The following is a 20,603-nucleotide window of genomic DNA, read 5'->3' as shown; positions in this document are numbered from 1 at the left end:
CTCGCTCTCCGACAGGAACAACACCGCAGCGAGCCCCGCCCGCAACTCCTCCCGCAACACACGCGAAGAACGTCCCGGCGACGCGGGCTCGGCCGCGGCCGGGAGCCCCTCGAACCGGGGCGCGGCAACAGGCTCCGGCTCCGGCTCCGGCTCCGGCTCCGGCTCCGGCTCCGGCTCCGGCTCCGAGGAAACAGCCTCCCCCGCCGGCATCAACTGCTCGACATAAGCAGCCAACTCCATCACCGACGGGTAGTCGTACAACCGCGTCGCCGTCAACGACGTGCCATACGCCTTGTTGATCGACTTCACCCACTCCACCCCGATGATGGAGTCCAGACCCAATTCCACGAAATTGCGCCGCGGATCGACCTCGCTCTCCGACAGGAACAACACCGCAGCGAGCCCCGCCCGCAACTCCTCCCGCAACACACGCGAAGAACGTCCCGACGCACCGCCCCGACCTGACGCGGCCGCCGGAGCAGGCAGCGTCGGGGCCGGGGGAACCGGAAGAGCCGGCGGAACCGGAGATGCCGGAGGAACCGTCCGCCTCGTCTTCTCACCTGTGTCGGTCAGTACGACGTTCCGGGGCTTGCCCAGCGGAGCCGTCGTCGGGACTGCCGCTGCGCCCGGGTCCTGGAGCCGGATCCGGCGCTTCCCGGGAACGGCCCTCGGTGCGGCGGGCTTCCTCGGGTCCTGTGCCGGGAGAGCCGAGGGCGTCGAGGGTGCCGAGGGTGCCGGGGCGAACTTCCGCGCGGCCGGCCGTGCCGGAGCATCACGCCCGTCGGTGGCCCAGTGCGGCGAGCGCGCGAAGGAATAGCCGGGCAGCGAGATGATCCGCGGCCTGTCGGGCGTGAACACCGACGACCAGTCCGGGAAGGCGCCCCGGCAGTAGAGCTCGCCCAGGGCGGAACACACCTCCTGGTACCGCTCCGCCGGTACGCCGGGTGTCCGGAGCACGTCCAGCAGCGCTCCCGCCTGGACGTCCAACAGCGAGCGGTCCTGGTCGCGTGGTGCTTCGCCGCGTCCGACCATGGGATGGTCCCGCCCGCTCTCGGCCGCAGCCAGCACGGAGAGGACGTCGTCGGCACCGCTGACGACCAGTGAGCAGCGGTGGGCGAAGTGCTGCCTGCCCTCCAGGAGCGTGTAGGCCGTGTCCCGCAGCCGCTGGTGGTCGAGTTCTCCTTGCGCGAGGGCTGACCGCAGCTCCTGGATGCGCCTGTGCAGTCCCTCCGCGGTCTTGGCGGACAGGAGCAGCAGCAGAGCCGGGGCCTCGGTCGCCGGGGCCGGGCGGACAGGCTCGGGATAGCTCTCCACCACCATGTGGACGTTGGTTCCGCTCATGCCGAAGGAGCTGACCGCGCCGAGTCTCGTTCCCGTGGAGCCGGCCGGCCAGGGCCTGGTCACCTTGTTGACGTAGAAGGGGCTGTCCTTCCACGCGATGTAGTCGCTGTCCTGGTCGCAGTTCAGGCTCGCCGGGACGATGCCGTGCCGTACCGACTGGACGAGGGCGATCAGACTGACCAGCCCGGACGCGGCCAGAGTGTGACCGACACCGGTCTTGGTGGAGGTCAGTGCGCAGAAGTTCCTCTTGTCCGTTCGTTCCCGGTACGCCTCGTTCAGGGCGTTCACCTCGACCGGGTCGCCGAGCTGTGTTCCTGTGCCATGGGCCACGATGTGCTCGATGCGCTCGGGGTCGATCCCGTGCCGCTCGTAGACCTGCCGGTAGAGCCGCGTCTGGGCCGCCCCGTTCGGAGCGGTGATGCCGTTGGTCCGGCCGTCGTAGTTCATGCCGCTGCCGCGGATGACGGCCAGGACGCGGTCGCCGTCGGCCTCCGCCCGGGACAGGCGCTTGAGGACGAGGGCAGGGACCGCCTCACCGAGGACCATGCCGTCGGCCCGCTTGTCGAAGGCGCGGCAGACTCCGCTCTCGGAGAGCATCCCCGACTTGCCCATCTCGGTGAGGCCGCGTCCGGTGGTCGCCAGGTTGACGGCGGCGACCACCGCGGTGTCGCACTCGCCGCCGCGCAGGCTCGCGCATGCCTGGTGAGCGGCCGTCAGTCCCGAGGAACAGGCGGTGTTGACAGTCAGCACCGGGCCGGAGAAGTCGAGGAGGTAGGCCAGGCGCGCGGCCATGATCGCCTCGTGCTGGGCGGTGATGCCGCCCTCTCCCCCGGTCAGCTCGGCGTAGTCGCCCTGTTCGGCACCGACGAACATGCCGATCGTCCCGGCGCGCAGCCGCCGTTCTCCGTAGCCCGCGTCCTCCAGGGCACTCCAGGTCTCCTGGAGCAGCAGCCGCTGACGCGGGTCCATGGTGCGTGCCTCGCGCGGCGATATCTCGAAGAACGCGGCATCGAACTCCGCGACTCCCGGGACGAAGCCGCAGCGGACGGCCTCCCGACACCCGGTCTCGGGGCCCTGCCAGTCGGCCTGCCGGTCCGCCGGGACGGGTGACAGCGCGTCCTTGCCCTGCAGGAGGTTCTCCCAGAACTCGTCGACGGTCCGGGCTGCGGGGAAACGGCCGCTCATGCCGATGACGGCGATCGGTTCAGGCTTCGTGTCCGCGGTGGAGCGCAGTGCCGGAGCGGACGCGGCCCTGGCCTCGGCCGCGGTGACGGGGGCCTCCGCCTCCGGGGTCACGGAAGGCGCGGCGCCGGTGGCCGGGGCCGCTGCCGGCTCGGCGCGGTGCCGGATCAGTGCCTCCCCGTGTTCCGCGGCCAGGTGGGCGACCAGCTTCTCCGGGGTGGAGTGCGAGAAGAAGACGGAGGGCAGCACCTCGACAGCGAGGCTCTCGCCCAGGGCCCTGGCCAGCTTGACCAGGCTCACCGAGTCGAACCCGAGCTCGGAGAAGTTCTCGTCGGCGTGGATCTGCTCGCGGGGCACCCGCAGTACGTCGACGATCGCCGTCCTGAGGGTCGAGAGCACCAGCGCCTCGACGTCCGTGTCCTGCCTGCCCTCCGTCTTCTCCCTGGCCGACATGACCTGCCGTCCCTCCGTGTTCGAGATGTCCGCGGAGCGGGTGACGCCCGCGCGGGGGGCTGGTGCGGCGGGGCGGACCTCGGGTCGGGGGGCCGCCGGCGTGGGGTCCGCGTCGAGCATGCGCCGTATGCGTACCGGATCGCCGACCATGACGATCTGCTGTGGCTCGTCCAGGCCCAGGAGGCGTTCGAAGAGCGCGAGGCCCTCGGCCTCCCCCAGCAGACGCAGCCCGCTGGTGGAGAGGTACAGGTCGATGCCCGCCGCGTCATCGAACCCCATGCCGCCACCGCTCCACAGAGGCCAGTTGATGGCGACCGAGGCACCGGACGACGCTCCTTGGCGCACCCGCTCGTCGCGATGGCGCGCGTAGGACGTCTGGAAGCGGTTGGCCACCGCGTAGGCACAGCCGCCGAAGTCGCCGAGGACGGCCGAGGTGGACGAGAAGTAGCAGACGAAGTCGAGGGGTTCCGCGGCCAGGACGTCGTCGAGCACGCGCGTGCCGTCCACCTTGGCGCAGAGAACGTCCCGGAAGGATCGGTCGTCACCGGTGGTGAGCGAGCCGCTCTCTGCGACGCCGGCGGCGTGGACGACGCCGTGGACCGGGCCGAACCGCTCGCGCGCCGCGGCCACCGTCTCCCGCATGGCCTGCCGGTCGGCAACATCGGCCTGTCGGTACAGGACTTCGCCGCCCAGTGACTCGATCCGCGCGATGCTGCGCCGCTTGCGGTCGTCGAGGGGTGAGCGCCCGGTCAGCACCAGGCGCGCCGACCAGTTCCTGGCCAGGTGCTCGGCGAGCAGGAGGCCCAGGCCGCCGGTGCCCCCCGTGACGAGGTAGGTGCCGTGCGGCCTGAGGCGGTGCCGGCCGGTCCCGGCCGGACTCGGCAGAACCCGGCTGACATGGCGCACACCGGCGCGGTACAGCGCGCTGCCGGACGTCCCGGCCGTCCACTCGTTCCACAGGCGTTCGAACCAGACGCCGCGGGGCGCCCTGCCCGGGATGTCCTGGACCTCCTCCAGGATCGCGGAGAACCGCACGCCGGGAAGCGCCCGCTCGAGGGAGCGGTCGAAGCCGAGCCACGACTCCGCGTACGCCCGCTCGACGCCGTCGCGGAACTCTCCGGCCTGCAGGACATGCCCCACCGGCAGCCCCGATGCGGCGATCGCCCCCAGAAGATGCACCGTGACGGTGTATGAGCCGGGCTCCGCCGCGTCGTCCAGGGACCACAGGTTCAGGACGCCGTCGACCGCGCCGTACCGCGACCGGATGTCCTCGAACACCCGGACGTAGTCGTCCGGGTTCCGGTGATCGGCTTCGTAGGAGTGGTCGGACGTCCGGGCGAACCCCTCTCCCCGCGTGACGAACAGCAGGGTGACGTCGGCGTCCAGCTCGCCGGCGATACGTGCCGCCTCGGCCCGGTCCGCCGGGTCGGGGCAGAGACAGACCAGGGTGCGCGGCGCATCGGCCCGGCGGCCTGCGGGCAGCGGCTCCGGCTCCCAGGACTCCGTGAAGAGGAGGGGGGCCGAAGTCCGTTCGTCACCGGTCGCCACGGCGTCGTACGGCGCCGTCGTCCCGCGCCCGGCGAGGGCCGCTGCCGAGCGCGTGGTGTCGATCCAGTACCGGTTCCTGGCGAAGGGGTAGGAGGGCAGGGCGATGCGGGCCGGGCACCGGCTCCCGTGCAGGGCGTGCCAGTCGACGGTGCCGCCCTCGGCCCACAGCGCCAGCAGTGCCGCGAGGTCCCGCCGGGCGAGTGCTTCGGACACGCCCGTGCCGGCTGCCGACGGGCGCGACCTGCCGCGGACCAGCCCCTCTGCGTCCTGGCGTCCTTCGGCGAAGTCCCGGAGCCGGACGATCAGGTCCGGCATGGCGGCCACGACGAGACCGAGCCGCTCCCGCATGGCCTCACGCCCCACCTGGAGGGTGTGGGCGAGCGCGGGCAGGTCACCGGTCGAGAGGTTCTTCCGCTCGATCCAGTCCGCGAGCTGCGCCGCTCTCTGCTTCAGCTGCTCGGTGGTGCGGGCCGACAGGACGACCGGGACGGGGCCGGAGGCGGGGAGGTCCGGCGTGTCGTCCGGGTCCGGCCGGTACTCCTCGAGGACCAGGTGCGCATTGGTACCGCCCGCCCCGAAGGAGGAGATGCCGGCGGTCCGAGGGAGCTCGCGTTCCTCGCCGTCGACGCTGACGACCGGCCGCGTCCAGTCGGCGAGGGTCTGCTGGACCGTGAAGGGGGTGCTGTCGAAATCGATGTTCGGGTTCGTTTCGGTGGAGTGGATCGAAGGGGCGATCTTCCCGTGCTTCATCTGGAGCAGCACCTTGGTGAGCCCGGAGATGCCGGCGGCGCTCTCGGCATGGCCGATGTTGCTCTTGACCGAACCGATCGCGCAGACCCGCTCGTCGCGGACGTGCTCGCGGAAGGCACGGGTGAGTCCGGCGACCTCGATGGGGTCCCCGAGCGCGGTGCCGGTGCCGTGCGCCTCGATGTAGCCGACCGCGTTCGGGTCGATGCCGGCCTGTCGCCACGCGTCGGTGATCACCCGGGCCTGGGTGGCGGGGCTGGGGACGGAGTAGCCGTTCGTCCTTCCCCCGTGGTTGACGGCGACGCCCCGGATGACCCCGTGGATGTGGTCCCCGTCCCGTACGGCCCGCTCCAGGGGCTTCAGCAGGACGGCGCCCACGCCTTCGCCCGGTACATATCCGTCGCCCCCCTCGCCGAAGCTCTCGCACCGGCCGGTGCTGGAGACGAAGCGGCTCCGGCCGAGGAGCAGGTACTTGTTGGGATGCACCGACACATTGACCCCGCCGGCGATCGCCATGTCGCAGACACCGGCCCGGATGCTCTGACACGCCAGCTGGATGGCGGTCAGCGACGAGGAGCACATGGTGTCGACGCTCAGGCTCGGACCCTGGAAGTCGAAGAAGTACGAGACCCGGTTGGCGACGGCCGAGATGTTCCCGGACACGGTCACCGGGTTGCCGAGGACCTGCTCCTGGGCTCCGTACAGCTGGTATTCCGAGTACATGACGCCGACGTAGACGCCGATCGCGGGGCTGCGGCCGGAGTCCGTCGGCGCTTTCAGCCGGTCCGGGGTGTACCCGGCGTCCTCCACCGTCTCGTGGACGCACTGCAGGAAAAGGCGCTCCTGAGGGTCCATCCGCTCCGCTTCGACGGGCGAGATGTTGAAGAACAGCGGGTCGAACTCGTCGACGCCGTCCACGAATCCGCCCCACCTGCTGTACGTCTTGCCGGGCGCATCGGGGTCCGGGTCGAAGTACGTCCGATGGTCCCACCGGTCGGCCGGTATCTCGGTGACGCAGTCGCGTCCGGCGGCCAGGTTCGCCCAGAACTCGTCGAGGGTGCGGGCCTGGGGGTAGCGCCCGGCCAGTCCGATGATCGCGACGTCCAGCCCCTGCCGCTCGGGGAGAGCGGGCGCGGGCAGGGACGCCCGCGGCTGGGGCGTCTCGGTCTGCCGCACGGACCACCTCGTCGACGACAGGGGTTTGCGTCGCAGGGAACCCGTGGGCCGGGCACCGGTACGGGGCGCGGCCGCACCGGCGGGCAGGGCCGCCGTGTCCGTCGCGTCCGTCGTGTTCGTCGTGTTCTCCCCGAGGAGAGCCGCCACGTCGGACCTCCGGGTGGCGACCAGGTGGCGGGCCAGCTCGCGGGGCGTACCGAACTCGAAGAACAGGGTGCTGGGCAGCGACCCGAAGACTGCTTCCATCCGCGCCGTCATGGTCATCGCCATGACCGAGTCGATACCGAAGCTCTCGAAGGCCGCCCGGGCGTCGACCCGGGCGAGGGGGAGCTTGGCGATCTCGGAGAGCAGGCGCTCGAGGTACGCGCTCGCCTTCTCCTCGAGCAGATCGCTGTCGTAGTGCGTCACGAGTCCGTCCCATCGGTGGAGAAAGCGGGGAAGTGCCGCTGCGTCGGGGCCGGGGTGTCACCCCGGGTGCGGCCGGCAGGAGGAGCCGAGACCCTCACCTGGCTGTGCTCGGAGCGCAGGATCCGGTGGAAGTCCCCCATGTCCGAGGCCTCCGGCAGGCCGTCGCCCCGCGACCGCCAGATGACGGACTGGCTGTGCCCGGACCGCTCGCCGCCGGCGACGAGGTGCTGCCGGTACCCCGCGTAGGCGTCCAGGAAGGCATGGGCCGCGGCGCCGTCGACCTGGCCGACGCCGCCGTCCACCCCGGAAGGAGAGGAGAACGTCACGAAGAAGTCCAGCGGGAGCGACCGGGTCGCCGCGTCCACGTTCACCACACCCGCCGCCCTTGCGGTCAGGCCGTCCAGGAAGGCGCGGTCCGGCGTGTCGGCGATGAGCGCCCCGCCGGCGCTTTGGGCAGCGAGGACGACTCCATCGATCCCCCGGTGGCGCTCCAGGATCCGCGCGACGAGCGCGTCGGCCTCGGAAGGGCTGGAGATGTCGGCTCGCTCGTAGCACACCGCGCCGCCGGCCGCCCGCTTCCCCGACGCCTCGCGGGACTCGGGGTCCAGAAGGGAACGGCCGACGAGGATGACGGTCGCGTTCCTGGTCTGCGTGGCGATCTCCCGCGCGACGGCACGTTCGAGCACACCTGATTCGCCTGCGACGAGATAGACCCCGTTCTCCTTCCAGGGCAGCGTGTGAGGACCGGTCGGGGCCTCGTACTCGGCCCAGACAGGTATCTCGCGGCGGCCTTCCACGTACCGCACGAGCGTCTCCTCGGGGCAGCCGAGGTTCTCGCGGATCCGCGACACGGCGCGTTCAGGGGAGTCCGTGCGGTCCAGCACGACGAGCTGTCCGGTGACGGCCGGGTTCTCCAGGCCGGCCGTCCTGAGAACGGCCGCGAGTCCGGAGAGCAGCATCGCGTCGGGCGTGCCGGGAACCACCAGCTGGACATGGTGCCGCCCGGTGGCTTCGCGTGCGAGGGAGCGCAGGTGCCCCAGAACCTGCCGGCCGTAAGCGGTGTACCGGCTGTCCGGGGCATCGTCCGCGCTGGTCAGGAGGAACACATCGGCGTCGTCGCCCCGCAGGAGGGGCTCCAGTTCGGGCAGTCCGGCGAGGAGCACGGCCGGGCGCGCGCCGGAGAGGCCGGACGGTCGTGCCGGTACGGGGCGGGATCGCCACTGTCGGCGCAGCAGGACCGGCTGTCCGGCGCGGGCTTCCGTCCCTTCGGCAGAGGTCGTGTCCCGGGTTTCGGCGGCGGGACCGAGCTCGGCCGCCCCAGGGGCGTCGCGGTCGGACGCGGCCCGATCGATCGAGAGTCCGCCGATCCGGACGCGGACCCGGCCCTGCTCGTCGGCCAGGTCGAGGTCGAATCCGGGGACCTGCGCGTGGCCGGCCCGCTGTGCGCCGGGCCGGACCCAGGCCCACATCGAGGGCGTGCAGGCATCGAGAACGAGGACTTCCTCGATGGCGCGGACCACCGCCGGTCCACCCCCGTCGTGCGCACGCTCCCGCCCGGACCCGCCGAGGGCGTCGGAGCACGCCTGCACCGCGGCGTCGAGCAGGCCCGGGTGCAGCACGAGACCGTCCTCGGTGTCACGCACCGGATCCGGCAGCGCGAGTTGGACGAGGGCTTGCCCGGGTCCCGTCCGGACGCTGCGGAGGGCGCGGTACGCGGGCTCCTGCGCTCCGCCGGCGTGGTGGCGCTCGTCGTACTGTTCGTCGGTCGGGCCGGAGGCCTGGCAGGCCCTGCGCAGTGCGGGCAGGTCGAGCACGGTCTCCTCGGAACCGTCCGCGAAGAAGAGGACCCCGTTGCCGTGCTCGACGGCGTCGGAGTCGCCGTCCCCGTCCGGTGGTGTGCTCGTGATCCGGAACCTGATGTCGCCGTCGTCCTCCGGGCGCAGTCCGACGTGCACCTCGCGCAGGCCCTCACCAGGATCGAGCGGCTGCGTGAACACGATGTCGCGCAGCACGACCGGCGCCGAGGGGTCGACGACGGCCCGGTTGCTGAGGCAGCTCGCGGCCACGGCCATCTCCAGGAAGGCCACGCCGGGCACGAGGCGAGCGGTGCGTTCGCCGAGGAAGCGTTCCTCTCCGGTCACGACGGAGGTGAAGCGCTGTTCGGTGAAGTCGGACGTGTTGACCTGCGCCAGCGGATGCAGCGGCGTCGGTCCGACGGGCACGGACCGCTCGGCGGCGGACAGGCCGTCGAAGGCGGAGTACCGCTCGGCCGCGAAGGGGTAGGCCGGCAGCGCGACCCGCCGCGGAGTCGCGGTGCCGTGGAGGGACCGCCAGCTCACGGGCACACCGTTGACCCACAGTTCGAGCAGCTTCTCGTACTTCCCCTTCTCGGCCCACGCCGCGATCATCACGTCGAGGTCGGAGTCCGACGCGAACAACGTCAGCGTCCGGGCGGCACCGGTGATCGAACCGCGGACGATCTCACCGCCCGCGAAGTCGTCCGCCAGGAACCGACCGAGCCTCTCGACCAGGTCGGGCACGGAGGAGGCGACGACACCGAGGCGTTCCTCCCGTGCCTCGCGGCCGACCTGCAGGGTGTAGGCGACGTCCGCGAGCGCGAGGTCTGCGTTCTCGGGGCGGCCCAGCCACTCCACCAGTTGCTCGGCCCGCGCCTTCAGCTGCACGGTCGTGCGGGCGGACAGCGGTATCACGGCACGCGGGTCGGTGCCGGCCGGCGAAGGCTGCGGGGGGCTGTCGGGGACGTACTCCGCCATCACGACGTGGACGTTGGAGCCGCCCGCCCCGAACGCGGACACGCCCGCGACGCGCGGCAGCGCGCCGCGCGTGCCGTCCTCCGACACGGGGGCCGGCCACTCGGCGGGGTCTCGCTGCACCACGAAGGGGGTCCGCTCGAAGTCGATGTGCGGGTTGAGCGTGGAGGCGTGCAGGGACGGGGCCAGACGACCGTGCTGGAGCTGGAGCAGAACCTTGGTGATGGCGGCGATGCCGGCCGCGCTCTCTGCGTGCCCGATGTTGCTCTTCACCGATCCGATGGCGCAGAACCCCCGCTCGTCGGTGTAGGGCTCGAACGCCTTGCACAGGCCGGCGATCTCGATCGGGTCGCCCAGGGAGGTGCCGACGCTGTTCGCCTCGATGTAGCTCACGTCCCTTGCGCTCACGCCCGCCCGCCGCAAGGCCTCGCCGATGACCTCGGCCTGCCCCACCGGTTCCGGTACCGAGTAACCGCTGGTCCTGCCACGGTGGTTGGCGGCGGTGCCCTTGATGACTCCGTAGATCCGGTCGCCGTCCGCGATGGCTCTGGCCAGCGGCTTGAGCAGGATCGCGCCGACGCCCTCTCCCGGCGCGTAGCCGTCGCCTCCGGCGCCGAAGCCGGCGCAGCGACCGTCGCTCGACGCAAGACGGCCCTGGCTCAGGAGCAGGTACTTGTTCGGGTGCAGCGAGAGATTGACTCCGCCGGCGACCGCCGTGTCGCAGTCGCCCGACTCCAGGCTCCGGCAGGCCAGATGAACGGCCATCAGCGACGACGAGCACATCGTGTCGACGCTCATGCTGGGGCCGCGGAAGTTGAACACATGGGACACCCGGTTCGCGACGGAGGCGGAGCTGCCAGAAACGATCGGCACCGCACCGGCATCGTGCGCCAGGGCGCTGTGGAGCTGGTACTCCTGGTACATCACTCCGACGAACACACCCACGCGGCCATCGAGCAGGTTGCCCGTGCGGTCCTTGCCGGTGTCCCGGACGTACCCGGCGTCCTCGAGCGTCTCGTGCACGCACTGCAGGAACAGCCGCTCCTGCGGGTCCATGATCTCCGCCTCGCGCGGCGAGATGTTGAAGAACTGCGGGTCGAAATCGTAGACGCCGTCCAGGAAGCCGCCCCACTTGCTGTAGGACTTGCCCGGTGCCCCCTTGCGCGGATCGAAGAAGCGCCTGTGGTCCCAGCGCTCACCCGGGATCTCGGTGACGCAGTCCTTGCCCGCGGCGAGGTTCTGCCAGAATTCCCGCACGTCACGCGCCTGCGGGTAGCGGCCTGCCAGGCCGATGATCGCCGTGTCGCCGGTCGCCGCGACCGGGGCGGGGTCGTCCGTACGTCCGGCCGGTGCCGCGGAGGGCACGGGCCAGGCGCGTCCCGCCCCCAGGACGGGCCGCTCAGGGGCGCCGGGAGCGGCGGCTGGAACCTTCCGGACCCCGCCTCCCGGGGGGAGAAGCTCCACGACCTGCCGAGGACGGGTCTGGAGAAGGTGGCCGGTCAGAGCGGTGATGGTCCGGTGCTCGAAGAACAGGGTCTTCGGGAGCGGGCCGAAGACTTCCTCGAGGGCGCGGGTCATCTCCATGGTCATGACGGAGTCGACGCCGTAGTCCTCCAGCGGTGCCTCGGAGTCGATCCTGTCGGCGGGCAGGTCGATGACCGATGCCAGGAGCCGCTTGAAGTAGGCCACGGCCTGCTGTGCGGTGGTCTCGTCCGGTCCTTCCGCGAGCCCAGCCGTCCTGTTCCGGTCCGGGACGTCCGCGGACACAGCCACCGTGTCCGCGTCGCCGGCCTCCGCGGGCGCTGCCTCACCGTTCGCGTCGGGGATTTCCGCCCCTGCGGCATCCGGCGAGGGCAGGGACCGGGGCGCGGGACCGTCCACGAGATGTCCGGCGAGCAGGGTCCGCGCGATCCTCGGGCGATCGCCCGAGACCACCATCACCTGGTCGTACGGCGACGCCAGGGCCAGGTACAGGGACCGCAGCCCGTCCTTGTCCGGCAGCGGCACGAGCCCGAAGCGTTCGCGCAGCGACCGCTCGGTCGTCGCGTCGACACCCATCCCGCCGTCGGCCCACAGGGGCCAGCCGACCGACAGGGTCCTCCCCCACCGCTCGCCCCGGGCCACCAGCGCGTTGCGGTGCGCCGCGAAGGCGTCCATGAACGCGTTCGCGGCCGCGTAGTCGGCCTGCCCGACGTTGCCCAGGGCCCCTGCGACCGAGGAGAAGGCGACCAGGAAGTCGAGGTCTGCATCCTGCGTGGCCTCGTCCAGGTGCACCAATCCAAAGACCTTCGGTGCCAGCACCCGGGAGAACTCGTCCGCGTCCTTCTTGATGACGAACGCGTCGCTGGTGAGCCCGGCGGCGTGCAGGATCCCGTCGATCCGGCCGTACCGCTCCCGGGTCTCCCGCACGAGCCTCACGACGTCGTCCCTGACCGCCACGTCGGCCTGGACGTAGACCGTCTCCGCGCCGTGCTCCCGCAGCCGTTCCAGCAGGGTGTCCTTCCTCGCGTCGCGGGGCGCGCGGCCGGCGATCACGATCCGGACGCCGTGGGCCCGCTGGGCGATGTCGTGGGCGAAGACCGTGCCGAGGCCGCCGGCTCCCCCGGTGATCAGATAGACGCCCCCGTCCTTCCAGGGCCTGACGGCCGTACGGCGGTCGACGTCCTCCTCGCGCCACTTCAGGACCTGGCGGAGGCCGCCGAGGTACCGCACACCGAAGTCCGCGAGCGCCGCGCGGTCCGCCGTCACGCGGGACGCGGCACGCTCCGGAGCGTCCTGCGGGTCCACCAGCACCATCTGGCCGAGCAGCCGCGGATTCTCCAGCCCGGCCGACCTCAGGATGGCGGCCAGCCCCGTCCACAGCGACGCCTCGACGGCCGGGGCGACGAGTTGGACCCTGACCGGCTGGTGGGCAGGCTCACCGAGCAGCCGCTTGACCTCGTCGAAGACCCGCAGCGCGTGGTCGGTGTAGCGGCGGCCGACGTCCGTGGCGCTCGATGCCAGCCGGACCACGCGCGCGGTGTCCCGCGCCTCGAGGGCCGCGGCGACGTCGGGGAGGTCCACGACCAGTACCAGGCCCTCGGGCACCGGAGCGGTGGCCGGCGCCGGGTCCGCGGTCACCCAGTGGGGTACGGCGAACAGCTCCCGGGGTGTCGTCGCCGCCGTGTGGGCGCGCAGGGCCACGCCCTTGAGCCGGAGACCGACCCGCCCGTCGTCGTCGCACAGGTCGATGTCGACGTGACGCGAGCGGTCGCCCTCCCGGCCCGCGCCGTCCCGCACCCAGGCCCACGCCTCGGGTGGGCAGGGACCGAGGATCTCGACCTCGTCCACGGCGAACGGCAGCAGCAGCGGTTCCTCCCCGGAAACCTCGGACAGCAGGCCCGCGCATGCCTGCAGCCCGGCGTCCACCGTCGACGGATGGAGGCCGTAGGCGTCCTGGGTGTCCCGCACGGCCGGCGGCAGCGCGATCCGGGCCAGGACCTGTCCCGCGCCCGTCCACAGACGCTGGACGCCTCGATGTCCCGGGCCGTAACCGATACCGCGCGCCTCGGCGGTCGCGTACAGCGCGTCGGCATCGGGTCCGGGGGTCCGGCACTCCTCACGCAGTCGTGACAGGTCGACGCGGAGGTCGGCGTTCGGGGTCGCGGGTTGCGGGGTCACGTGGACCACGCCCTCGCAGTGGACCACATCGGCGGTTCCGGCCGCCGGGTCGCCGGGCACGAGGATCTCGAATCCGACCTCGCCGGGTTCCTGGGGCCGCAGGCGGACGTGGACGGTCAGCCCCGGCTCGTGCAGGGTCAGCGGCCGTGCCCAGACGACGTTGCGGATCTTCGTGACGGGGTACGGCTCGTCGAGCGAGGCCTCCACGGCGGCGCGCGCCAGCTCCAGACAGGCGGCACCCGACAGCACGGGCCTGCCCCCGACCCGGTGGTCCCGCAGAAAGAACTCCTCGCCGGTGTAGACCGATGTGTAGCGCTGCCCCTGGAGAGTGGAGGTGTTGGCGTGCAGGAGCGGATGGAGCCGCGCCGGGCCCGCCGCCCGGTCCTGGTCGGCCGCGGTGCCGTCGGCCAGCCAGTGGCGCTCCCCCTGGAAGGGGTAGGTCGGCAGCGATATGCGGCGCGGTGCCGACGCGGACGCGTCGTGGAGCTTCATCCAGTCCACCGCGAGACCGGTCGTCCACAGCCTCACGACCTCGCCATACGCGCGCCGCGCGAGCGCCGCGTCCAGTGTCCGTGTCCGGTCCGCGTCGGCCATGAGGGCGGCCGAGGTGCCCTGCCGGCGTTCCGCCCGGTCCCGGTACACGTCGGTGATCCCGGTCTCGCCGTCCAGGAACGCCCTCAGTTTCGCGGCGAGTTCACCGGTCGTCGCCGCGACCAGTCCGAGGCGTTCCTCGTACGCCTCCCGGCCTGACTGGAGGGTGTGGGCGATGTCCGCGAGCTCGGCCGTGGCGCCCTCTTCCTCGGTCGTCCAGCGCAGCAGCTGATCGGCCTGGGCGCGCAGGCCCGCGTCCGTCCGCGCGGACAGGACGACGGCGGCGGGGCCGCTCCCCGGAGGGGGACCGTCGGTGGGCCTGGGAGACGGCAGGTACTCCTCGACGATGACGTGGGCGTTGGAGCCTCCCGCACCGAAGGACGAGATGCCGGCGATCCGCGGGATCACGGTGCCGTCGACGCCCGTGGGCCGGTTCCACGGTGTCAGCTCCCGTGCCACGCGGAAGGGGCTGCCGTCGAAGTCGATGTGGGGATTGAGCACCTCGGAGTGGAGGGAGGGCGCGATGTGGCCGTGTTTCATCTGCAGCAGCACCTTCGTCAGCGCGGCGATGCCGGCCGCGCTCTCGGCGTGCCCGATGTTGCTCTTGACCGAGCCGATCGCACAGAACTGCGTCCGGTCGGTGTACTCGCGGAAGGCGCTGGTCAGTGCGGAGATCTCGATGGGGTCTCCGAGCGAGGTGCCGGTTCCGTGCGCCTCGACGTAGCTCACTTCTGCCGCGTCGACGCCGGACTCGCGGAGCGCGTGGCCGATGACGTTGTACTGCGCGCGGGGGTTGGGGACGGAGTACCCGTTGGTCTTGCCGCCGTGGTTGACCGAGGTGGCCCTGATGACCCCGTAGACGGTGTCGTTGTCCTCGCGGGCGCGGACGAGCGGCTTGAGCAGGACCGCACCGACACCCTCGCCCGGGACGTAGCCGTCGCCGCCCTGTCCGAAACTCTCGCACCGGCCCTTGCTCGACGCGTATTTGCCGCTGCCGAGCATCAGGAACTTGTTGGGGTGCAACGACAAGTTCACGCCGCCCGCGACGGCCAGTTCGCAGCCTCCGGCCCGCAGGCTCTGGCAGGCGAGGTGCAGGGCGGTGAGTGACGACGAGCACATGGTGTCGACGGCCAGGCTCGGGCCGTGCAGGTCGAAGACGTACGAGACCCGGTTGGCGATGGTCGACGCGCTGCCGGACAGCGTGACGTTACGGCCGCGCGCCTGCTCCTGGGCACCGTAGAGCTGGTACTCCTCGTACATGACCCCCACGAAGACGCCGACGTTGCCGGGCAGGCCGCGGTCGTCGCAGTGGCTCAGCGTCTGGCGTGTGTACCCCGCGTCCTCGAGCGTCTCGTGCACGCATTCCAGGAACAGCCGCTCCTGCGGGTCCATGAACGCCGCCTCGCGTGGGGAGATGTTGAAGAAGAGCGAATCGAAGCGGTCGACACCGTCCAGGAAGCCGCCCCACTTGGTGTACGTCTTTCCGGGCGCGTTCCTGTCCGGGTCGAAGTAGGGACCGTGGTCCCAGCGGTCGGCGGGGATTTCGGTGACGCTGTCGCGGCCCTCGGCCAAGTTCCGCCAGAACTCCCGGGTGTTGCGTGCCTGGGGGTAGCGGCCGGCCAGTCCGATGACGGCGATCTCCGTGTCCAGGGCCACCGGCTCCCGGCGGCCGCGCCGCGTGGTCGTCCGGCGGACGTTCTCCGATCCGCGCGCGCCACGGGGGGCGACGGCGTCCGCCGGGGTGCCGGACTTCTGCTGGTCCTGCGCCGCGAGCAGTTGGGCCAGGCGAGGCCGATGAGCACCGAGGAAGTACCCGGACAGGGCGCTGATGCTCTGGTACTCGTAGAAGAGCGTCTTGGACAGCGAGCCGAAGACCCCCTCCAGACGGTTGGTCAGGTTCATCGCCATGATCGAGTCGATGCCGTACTGCTCGAGGGCGTCGTCGGGGTCGATCCGTTCGGCGGGTACGCGCAGCTCGGAGGCGAGGAAGTCGACCAGGTAGCGGCGGGCCCGCTCCTCCAGCGTGCCCGCCGGGACAGAGCCGCCGTCCTCGGCGGCCGCAATGGCCGGGGCCTCCTTCTCGTGGTGCGGGAGGGTGTCGCCGGCCCGCTCGACGGACTCGTTCGCGGCGTATGCCCTGGAGGTGAGCCCCCGGAGGCGGCAGCGCGGCACGCCGTCGCCGTCGAGGAGGTCGATGTCCAGCTTGCGGACGCCGAGGTCGGGCCGGTCGTCGTCGCCGTACCGGACCCACGCCCACATCTGCGGGGTGCACGGTCCCAGGACGTCCAGCTCGTCGAGGGCGAAGGGGAGGTGGAGCGTGGCGGGGGCGGAGTGCCCGTCGTCGCCGTCCCGGCCGAACAGTCCGACGGTGGACTGCAGGGCGGCGTCCAGCAGACTCGGATGCAGTACGTACCCGTCGGCGTCCGCCGTGGTCCCGGACGGCAGTCGCAGCCGTGCCAGCGCCTGCCCGTCGCCGATCGCCACGCTCTCGATGCCGCGGTGCGCGGGACCGTAGTCGAGACCCATGGCCCGGTAGACGCGATAGCACTCCTCGGCGTCCAGCCGCGCGGCACGGCACGCCGCCCGCAACGCGGCCACGTCCACCGCCGCCTGCTCGTCGGCGCCGGCGAGGGCCCGTGCCGTCCCCTGGCTGTGGACGACGGCCTCCGCGCCGGGATCACCTCCCGGAATGCCGGAGATCTCGAAGGCCACCTCGCCGTCCGTCCCGTCCTGCGCGGCGTACAGCGTCGTGACGAGGTGTGCGGGATTCTCGGCGACCGTCAGGGGCTGGGCCCACACCACGTTGCGGAGCACGGTCCGACCCGTGTGTCCGTCGAGCGAGGAATCCAGCGCGGCCCGGGCCATCTCCAGGTACGCGGCGGCAGGCAGCACCTTGCGGCCGTTGACGACATGGTCGGTGAGGAAGGGCTCCTCGCCCGAGAAGAACGAGCCGAAGCGCTGGGCGTCGAGGGTGGAGGTGTTGGTGTGCACGAGCGGGTGGAGCCGGCCGGCGCCGGAGTCGACGGGGCCGGGTTCCGCGGTCAGGTCGCCCACCCAGTAGCGCTCGCGGGCGAAGGGGTAGCCGGGCAGCGGGAGCATCCGGGGGCGCCGGGGGCCGTACAGCTTGCCCCAGTCGACGCTCAGGCCCCTGACCCAGAGACCGAGCAGCCGGTCGAACTTGCCCTTCTCGATCCACAGGTCGACGGTCGTGGCCATGTCGCCGTCGTCGCCGAGAGCGGAGAGCGCCTCCCGGTGCTCCTTGACGTTACCGAGGTGCAGGTCCTCGATGTCCTCCTCGCCGGCGACGAAGGCGGCGAGTTTCCGGGTGAGTTCGGCGGGTGAGCCGACGGACAGCGCGAGCCGCGCGTCCATCGCCTCACGGCCGAGCTGAAGGGTGTGGGCGACGGCGCCGAGGTCGAGAGTGGCCGGGGCCTGTGAGTGCAGCCAGTCGAGCAGGTCCCGGGCCCGCTCCCGCAGACGCTCGGTGTCCTTCGCCGAGAGGACGATCAGTCGCGGGGCGTCCTCAGGCGCGGAGGCGGGCGCCGGGTCGGCTGGGCGGTACTCCGCCACGACGACATGGGCGTTGGAACCGCCGGCGCCGAACGAGGACACTCCGGCGATCCGGTCGCCCTGCGTCGTCTGCCCGTCGCGGCCCACGATCGCAGGCCGCGTCCATTCGGTCGTCTCCCGCTGGAGGCGGAACGGCGTCCGGGTGAAGTCGATGTTGGGGTTGGCCTCCTGCGCGTGCAGACCGGCCGCGATGGACCCGTGTTCCATCTGGAGGACGACCTTGAGCAGCCCGGCGATGCCGGCGGCGGCTTCGAGGTGACCTATGTTGCTCTTCAGGGAGCCGATGGCGCAGTGCTGGCGGGAGCCGGTGTCCGACGCGAACGCCTGGGTCAGCCCGTCGATCTCGATCGGATCGCCCAGCTCGGTGCCGGTGCCATGTGCTTCCACGAAGCTCACCTCGCCGGCGGAGACGCCGGCGCGGGTGAGCGCCTCGCGCACGACCTCGGCCTGCGCGACCGGGCTGGGCACCGTGTAGCCGTTGGTGCGGCCGCCGTGGTTGACGCTGCTGCCCCGCAGGACGGCCCGGATGTTGTCGTTGTCCCGCTCGGCGTCGGACAGCCGCTTGAGCAGGACGACGGCCACACCCTCGCCCGGCACGAATCCGTTGCCACCGGCTCCGAAGCTGCGGCACTTGCCGTCGTCCGACAGCATCCGCTTGCTGGACATCAGGGTGTAGTTCGACGGGTGCAGGTAGAGGTTGACCCCGCCCGCGACGGCCAGGTCGCACTCGCCACGGCGGAGGTGCTGGATCGCCTCGTGGACGGCGCTCAGGGATGACGAGCAGAGCGTGTCGACCGGCAGACTCGGCCCCGTGAGGTCGAGGAGGTACGACACCCGGTTCGCCACCGAGGCGAACGAGGTCAGGGGGTGCAGCTTCTCGTTCCGTTTCCACAGCTCGGGCCCGTACAGGTCGAACCCGGTCTTCGAGACGCCGGCGAAGACGCCCACCTTCCGGCGATGCGCGTCGGCCAGGCGCTGCCGGGTGTAGCCGGCGTCCTCCAGCGCGTTCCAGGACTCCTGCAGGAACAGGCGCTCCTGCGGGTCCATGCTCATGGCTTCCTGCGGCGAGATGGCGAAGAAGAGGGGGTCGAACTCGTCGAACCCGTCCAGGAATCCGCCCCATTTGCCGTAGCTCAGGCCTGCCGCCACCGCCTCGTCGCGGTCGGGGTGGTAGAAGCCCTCCAGCGGCCAGCGGCCCTCGGGGATCTCCGTGACGCAGTCCCGTCCGGTGGCCAGGTTCTCCCAGAACTCCCGCAGGTTCCGGGCCATCGGGAAGCGTCCGCTCATGCCGATGACGGCGACCGCGTCCTCGGTGGTCGAGGCCGCCGCGGGCGCCTTCCGCACGGTGGCGGGGGCGGGTGCCTGCGCCTCGGTGGCGGAGGCGGTCGTCGGCCGCGGTGCCGCGGTGGCCTGCTGGGGCTTCTCGGTCCCCGTCCAGTCCAGACATCCCTGCCGGTGTGCCCCAAGGAGATGGCGTGCGAGTGCGTCCAGGGAATTGAACTCGTACAGCAGCGTCTTGGGCAGATCCGGGAAGACGTCGGCGAGTTTGCGGTTGAGCCGGGTGACGACGATGGAGTCGATGCCGTAGGTCGCCAGCGGCACCTGGGCGTCGATCTTCGCGACCGGGAGGCCGATGACGGTGCTGAGCATCTGCCCGAGCCTGCGGACGATCCTGTCGCGCAGCGCCTCGTCGTCGATGTCCTCCGCGACGGCGGGGACGGGAGTGGGGGCCGGGGCGGATCGGGTGGTGGTCGTCTGCTGCCCAAGCAGCGTCCGGCGGATGCGCGGGCCGTCGCCCTCGACCGCCATCACCTGGCAGTGGTCCGACCCCACTGACTCGTGGAAGACCCTGATGCCCGACTCGGTGTGTAAGGCGTGCATGCCCGTCTGTTCTCGCAGCGCCTGCTCCGTCTCCGCGTCGACCCGCATCCCGCCCTCGGCCCACAGCGGCCAGTTGAGCGAGATGCTGCGCCCCGCACGCAGGCCCTGCGCGACCAGACCGCCCCGGTGGTGCGCGAACGCGTCGAGGAACGCGTTGGCGGCGGCGTAGTCGGACTGGCCGACGTTGCCCGTGACGGCCGCCGTGGAGGAGAACAGGGCGAAGAAATCGAGTGCGTCGTCCTTGCTGGCGGCGTCCAGGTTGAGGGTGCCGGCCGTTTTCGGGGCGAGGACCTCACGCAGTTCCTCGGCGCTCTTGTGCGACACGAAGGCGTCCCGGAGCACCCCGGCGGAGTGGATGATGCCGTGGATGGCACCGTGCTCACGCCGCACGTCGGCCAGATACGCCTCGACGGCGTCCGGGTCGGCCACGTCGAGCCGGGTGTACTCGACCCGCGCATGCGGACGGTGCAGTCCCTCCAGCAGGTCTCGCCGGTCGCCGTCGAGTGCGGAGCGGCCGCTCAGCAGGACGGACGTGTTCCGTACGGACCGCAGCAGGTCACGGGCGAAGATCAGTCCGAGCCCGCCGAGACCGCCGGTGACGACGTACGTGCCGCCTTCCCGCCAGGGCAGGGCCGTGTGCTCGGGACTCGGCAGCTCCTGCCAGGTCAGTACCTCACGGACGCCGTCACGGAAGCGCACGACACGGTCGTCGCCGCGTTCGCGACTCGCCAGGATCTGGAGCGCGGTGGGCTCCGGACCGGCGGCCGGGTCGACGAGAAGCAACTGGGGAACGATCCCGGGGTGCTCCAGACCCGCACTCCTGATCATGCCGATCAGGCCGGACAGCAGGGTGTCCTCTCCTCGAAGGGAGCAGACGAGCTGAACCAGCGTGGAGGGCAGGTGCGGGTCGCCGACCAGCGAGCGGAGCGCGGTGAGCACCTGGCCCGCGAGGTCGGCATAGCGGTCCGCGAGTCCGGTGGCCGCGGACCTCAGGAGGCGCACGTCGATCGTCGCGTCCTGCCGACGCAGCGCGTGTTCCAGTTCCGGCGGCCCGGCGAGGAGCACCACGTGTCCCGGCTTCCGGCCTGTCGCGGGTCCGTCGGCGGCCCGCCAGACCGGATGGCACCGCAGCAGCTCGGTCGACGGCGCCGCTTCCGGGGCGCCCGCGGGTGAACCCGGCTGCCCCTGAAGGTTCCTCAGGTACCGCTTGACGTACTCCTTGGAGACGCGATCGGCCTTGAGATCCAGCAGAAGCCGTTCCAGCCGGCTGTCCAT

The 20,603-nt window shown here is 71.7% G+C and carries 2 protein-coding genes; both read right to left on the bottom strand.

Translation table 11 applies throughout. The annotated features are described in order from the left end of the window. Nucleotides 1-6,855 (bottom strand): SDR family NAD(P)-dependent oxidoreductase (locus tag ABD355_RS15250; RefSeq protein ID WP_344400812.1); only part of this gene is annotated, 6,855 nt, incomplete at its 3' end. Continuing rightward, a complete protein-coding gene (locus tag ABD355_RS15245; RefSeq protein ID WP_344400811.1) occupies nucleotides 6,852-20,603 on the bottom strand; it encodes an SDR family NAD(P)-dependent oxidoreductase in 13,752 nt (4,583 codons plus the stop codon). The genes ABD355_RS15245 and ABD355_RS15250, both read right to left, overlap by 4 nt.

It is taken from the genome of Streptomyces longisporus, from assembly GCF_039532765.1.
GTDB classification, from domain to species: domain Bacteria; phylum Actinomycetota; class Actinomycetes; order Streptomycetales; family Streptomycetaceae; genus Streptomyces; species Streptomyces longisporus.
This window is presented reverse-complemented; position numbering and strand designations above follow the sequence as displayed.

What these genes read in the sequence shown, in the direction of transcription:
- ABD355_RS15245 (WP_344400811.1), bottom strand. Translation starts at nt 20,603, where the DNA reads ATGGACAGCCGGCTGGAACGGCTTCTGCTGGATCTCAAGGCCGATCGC.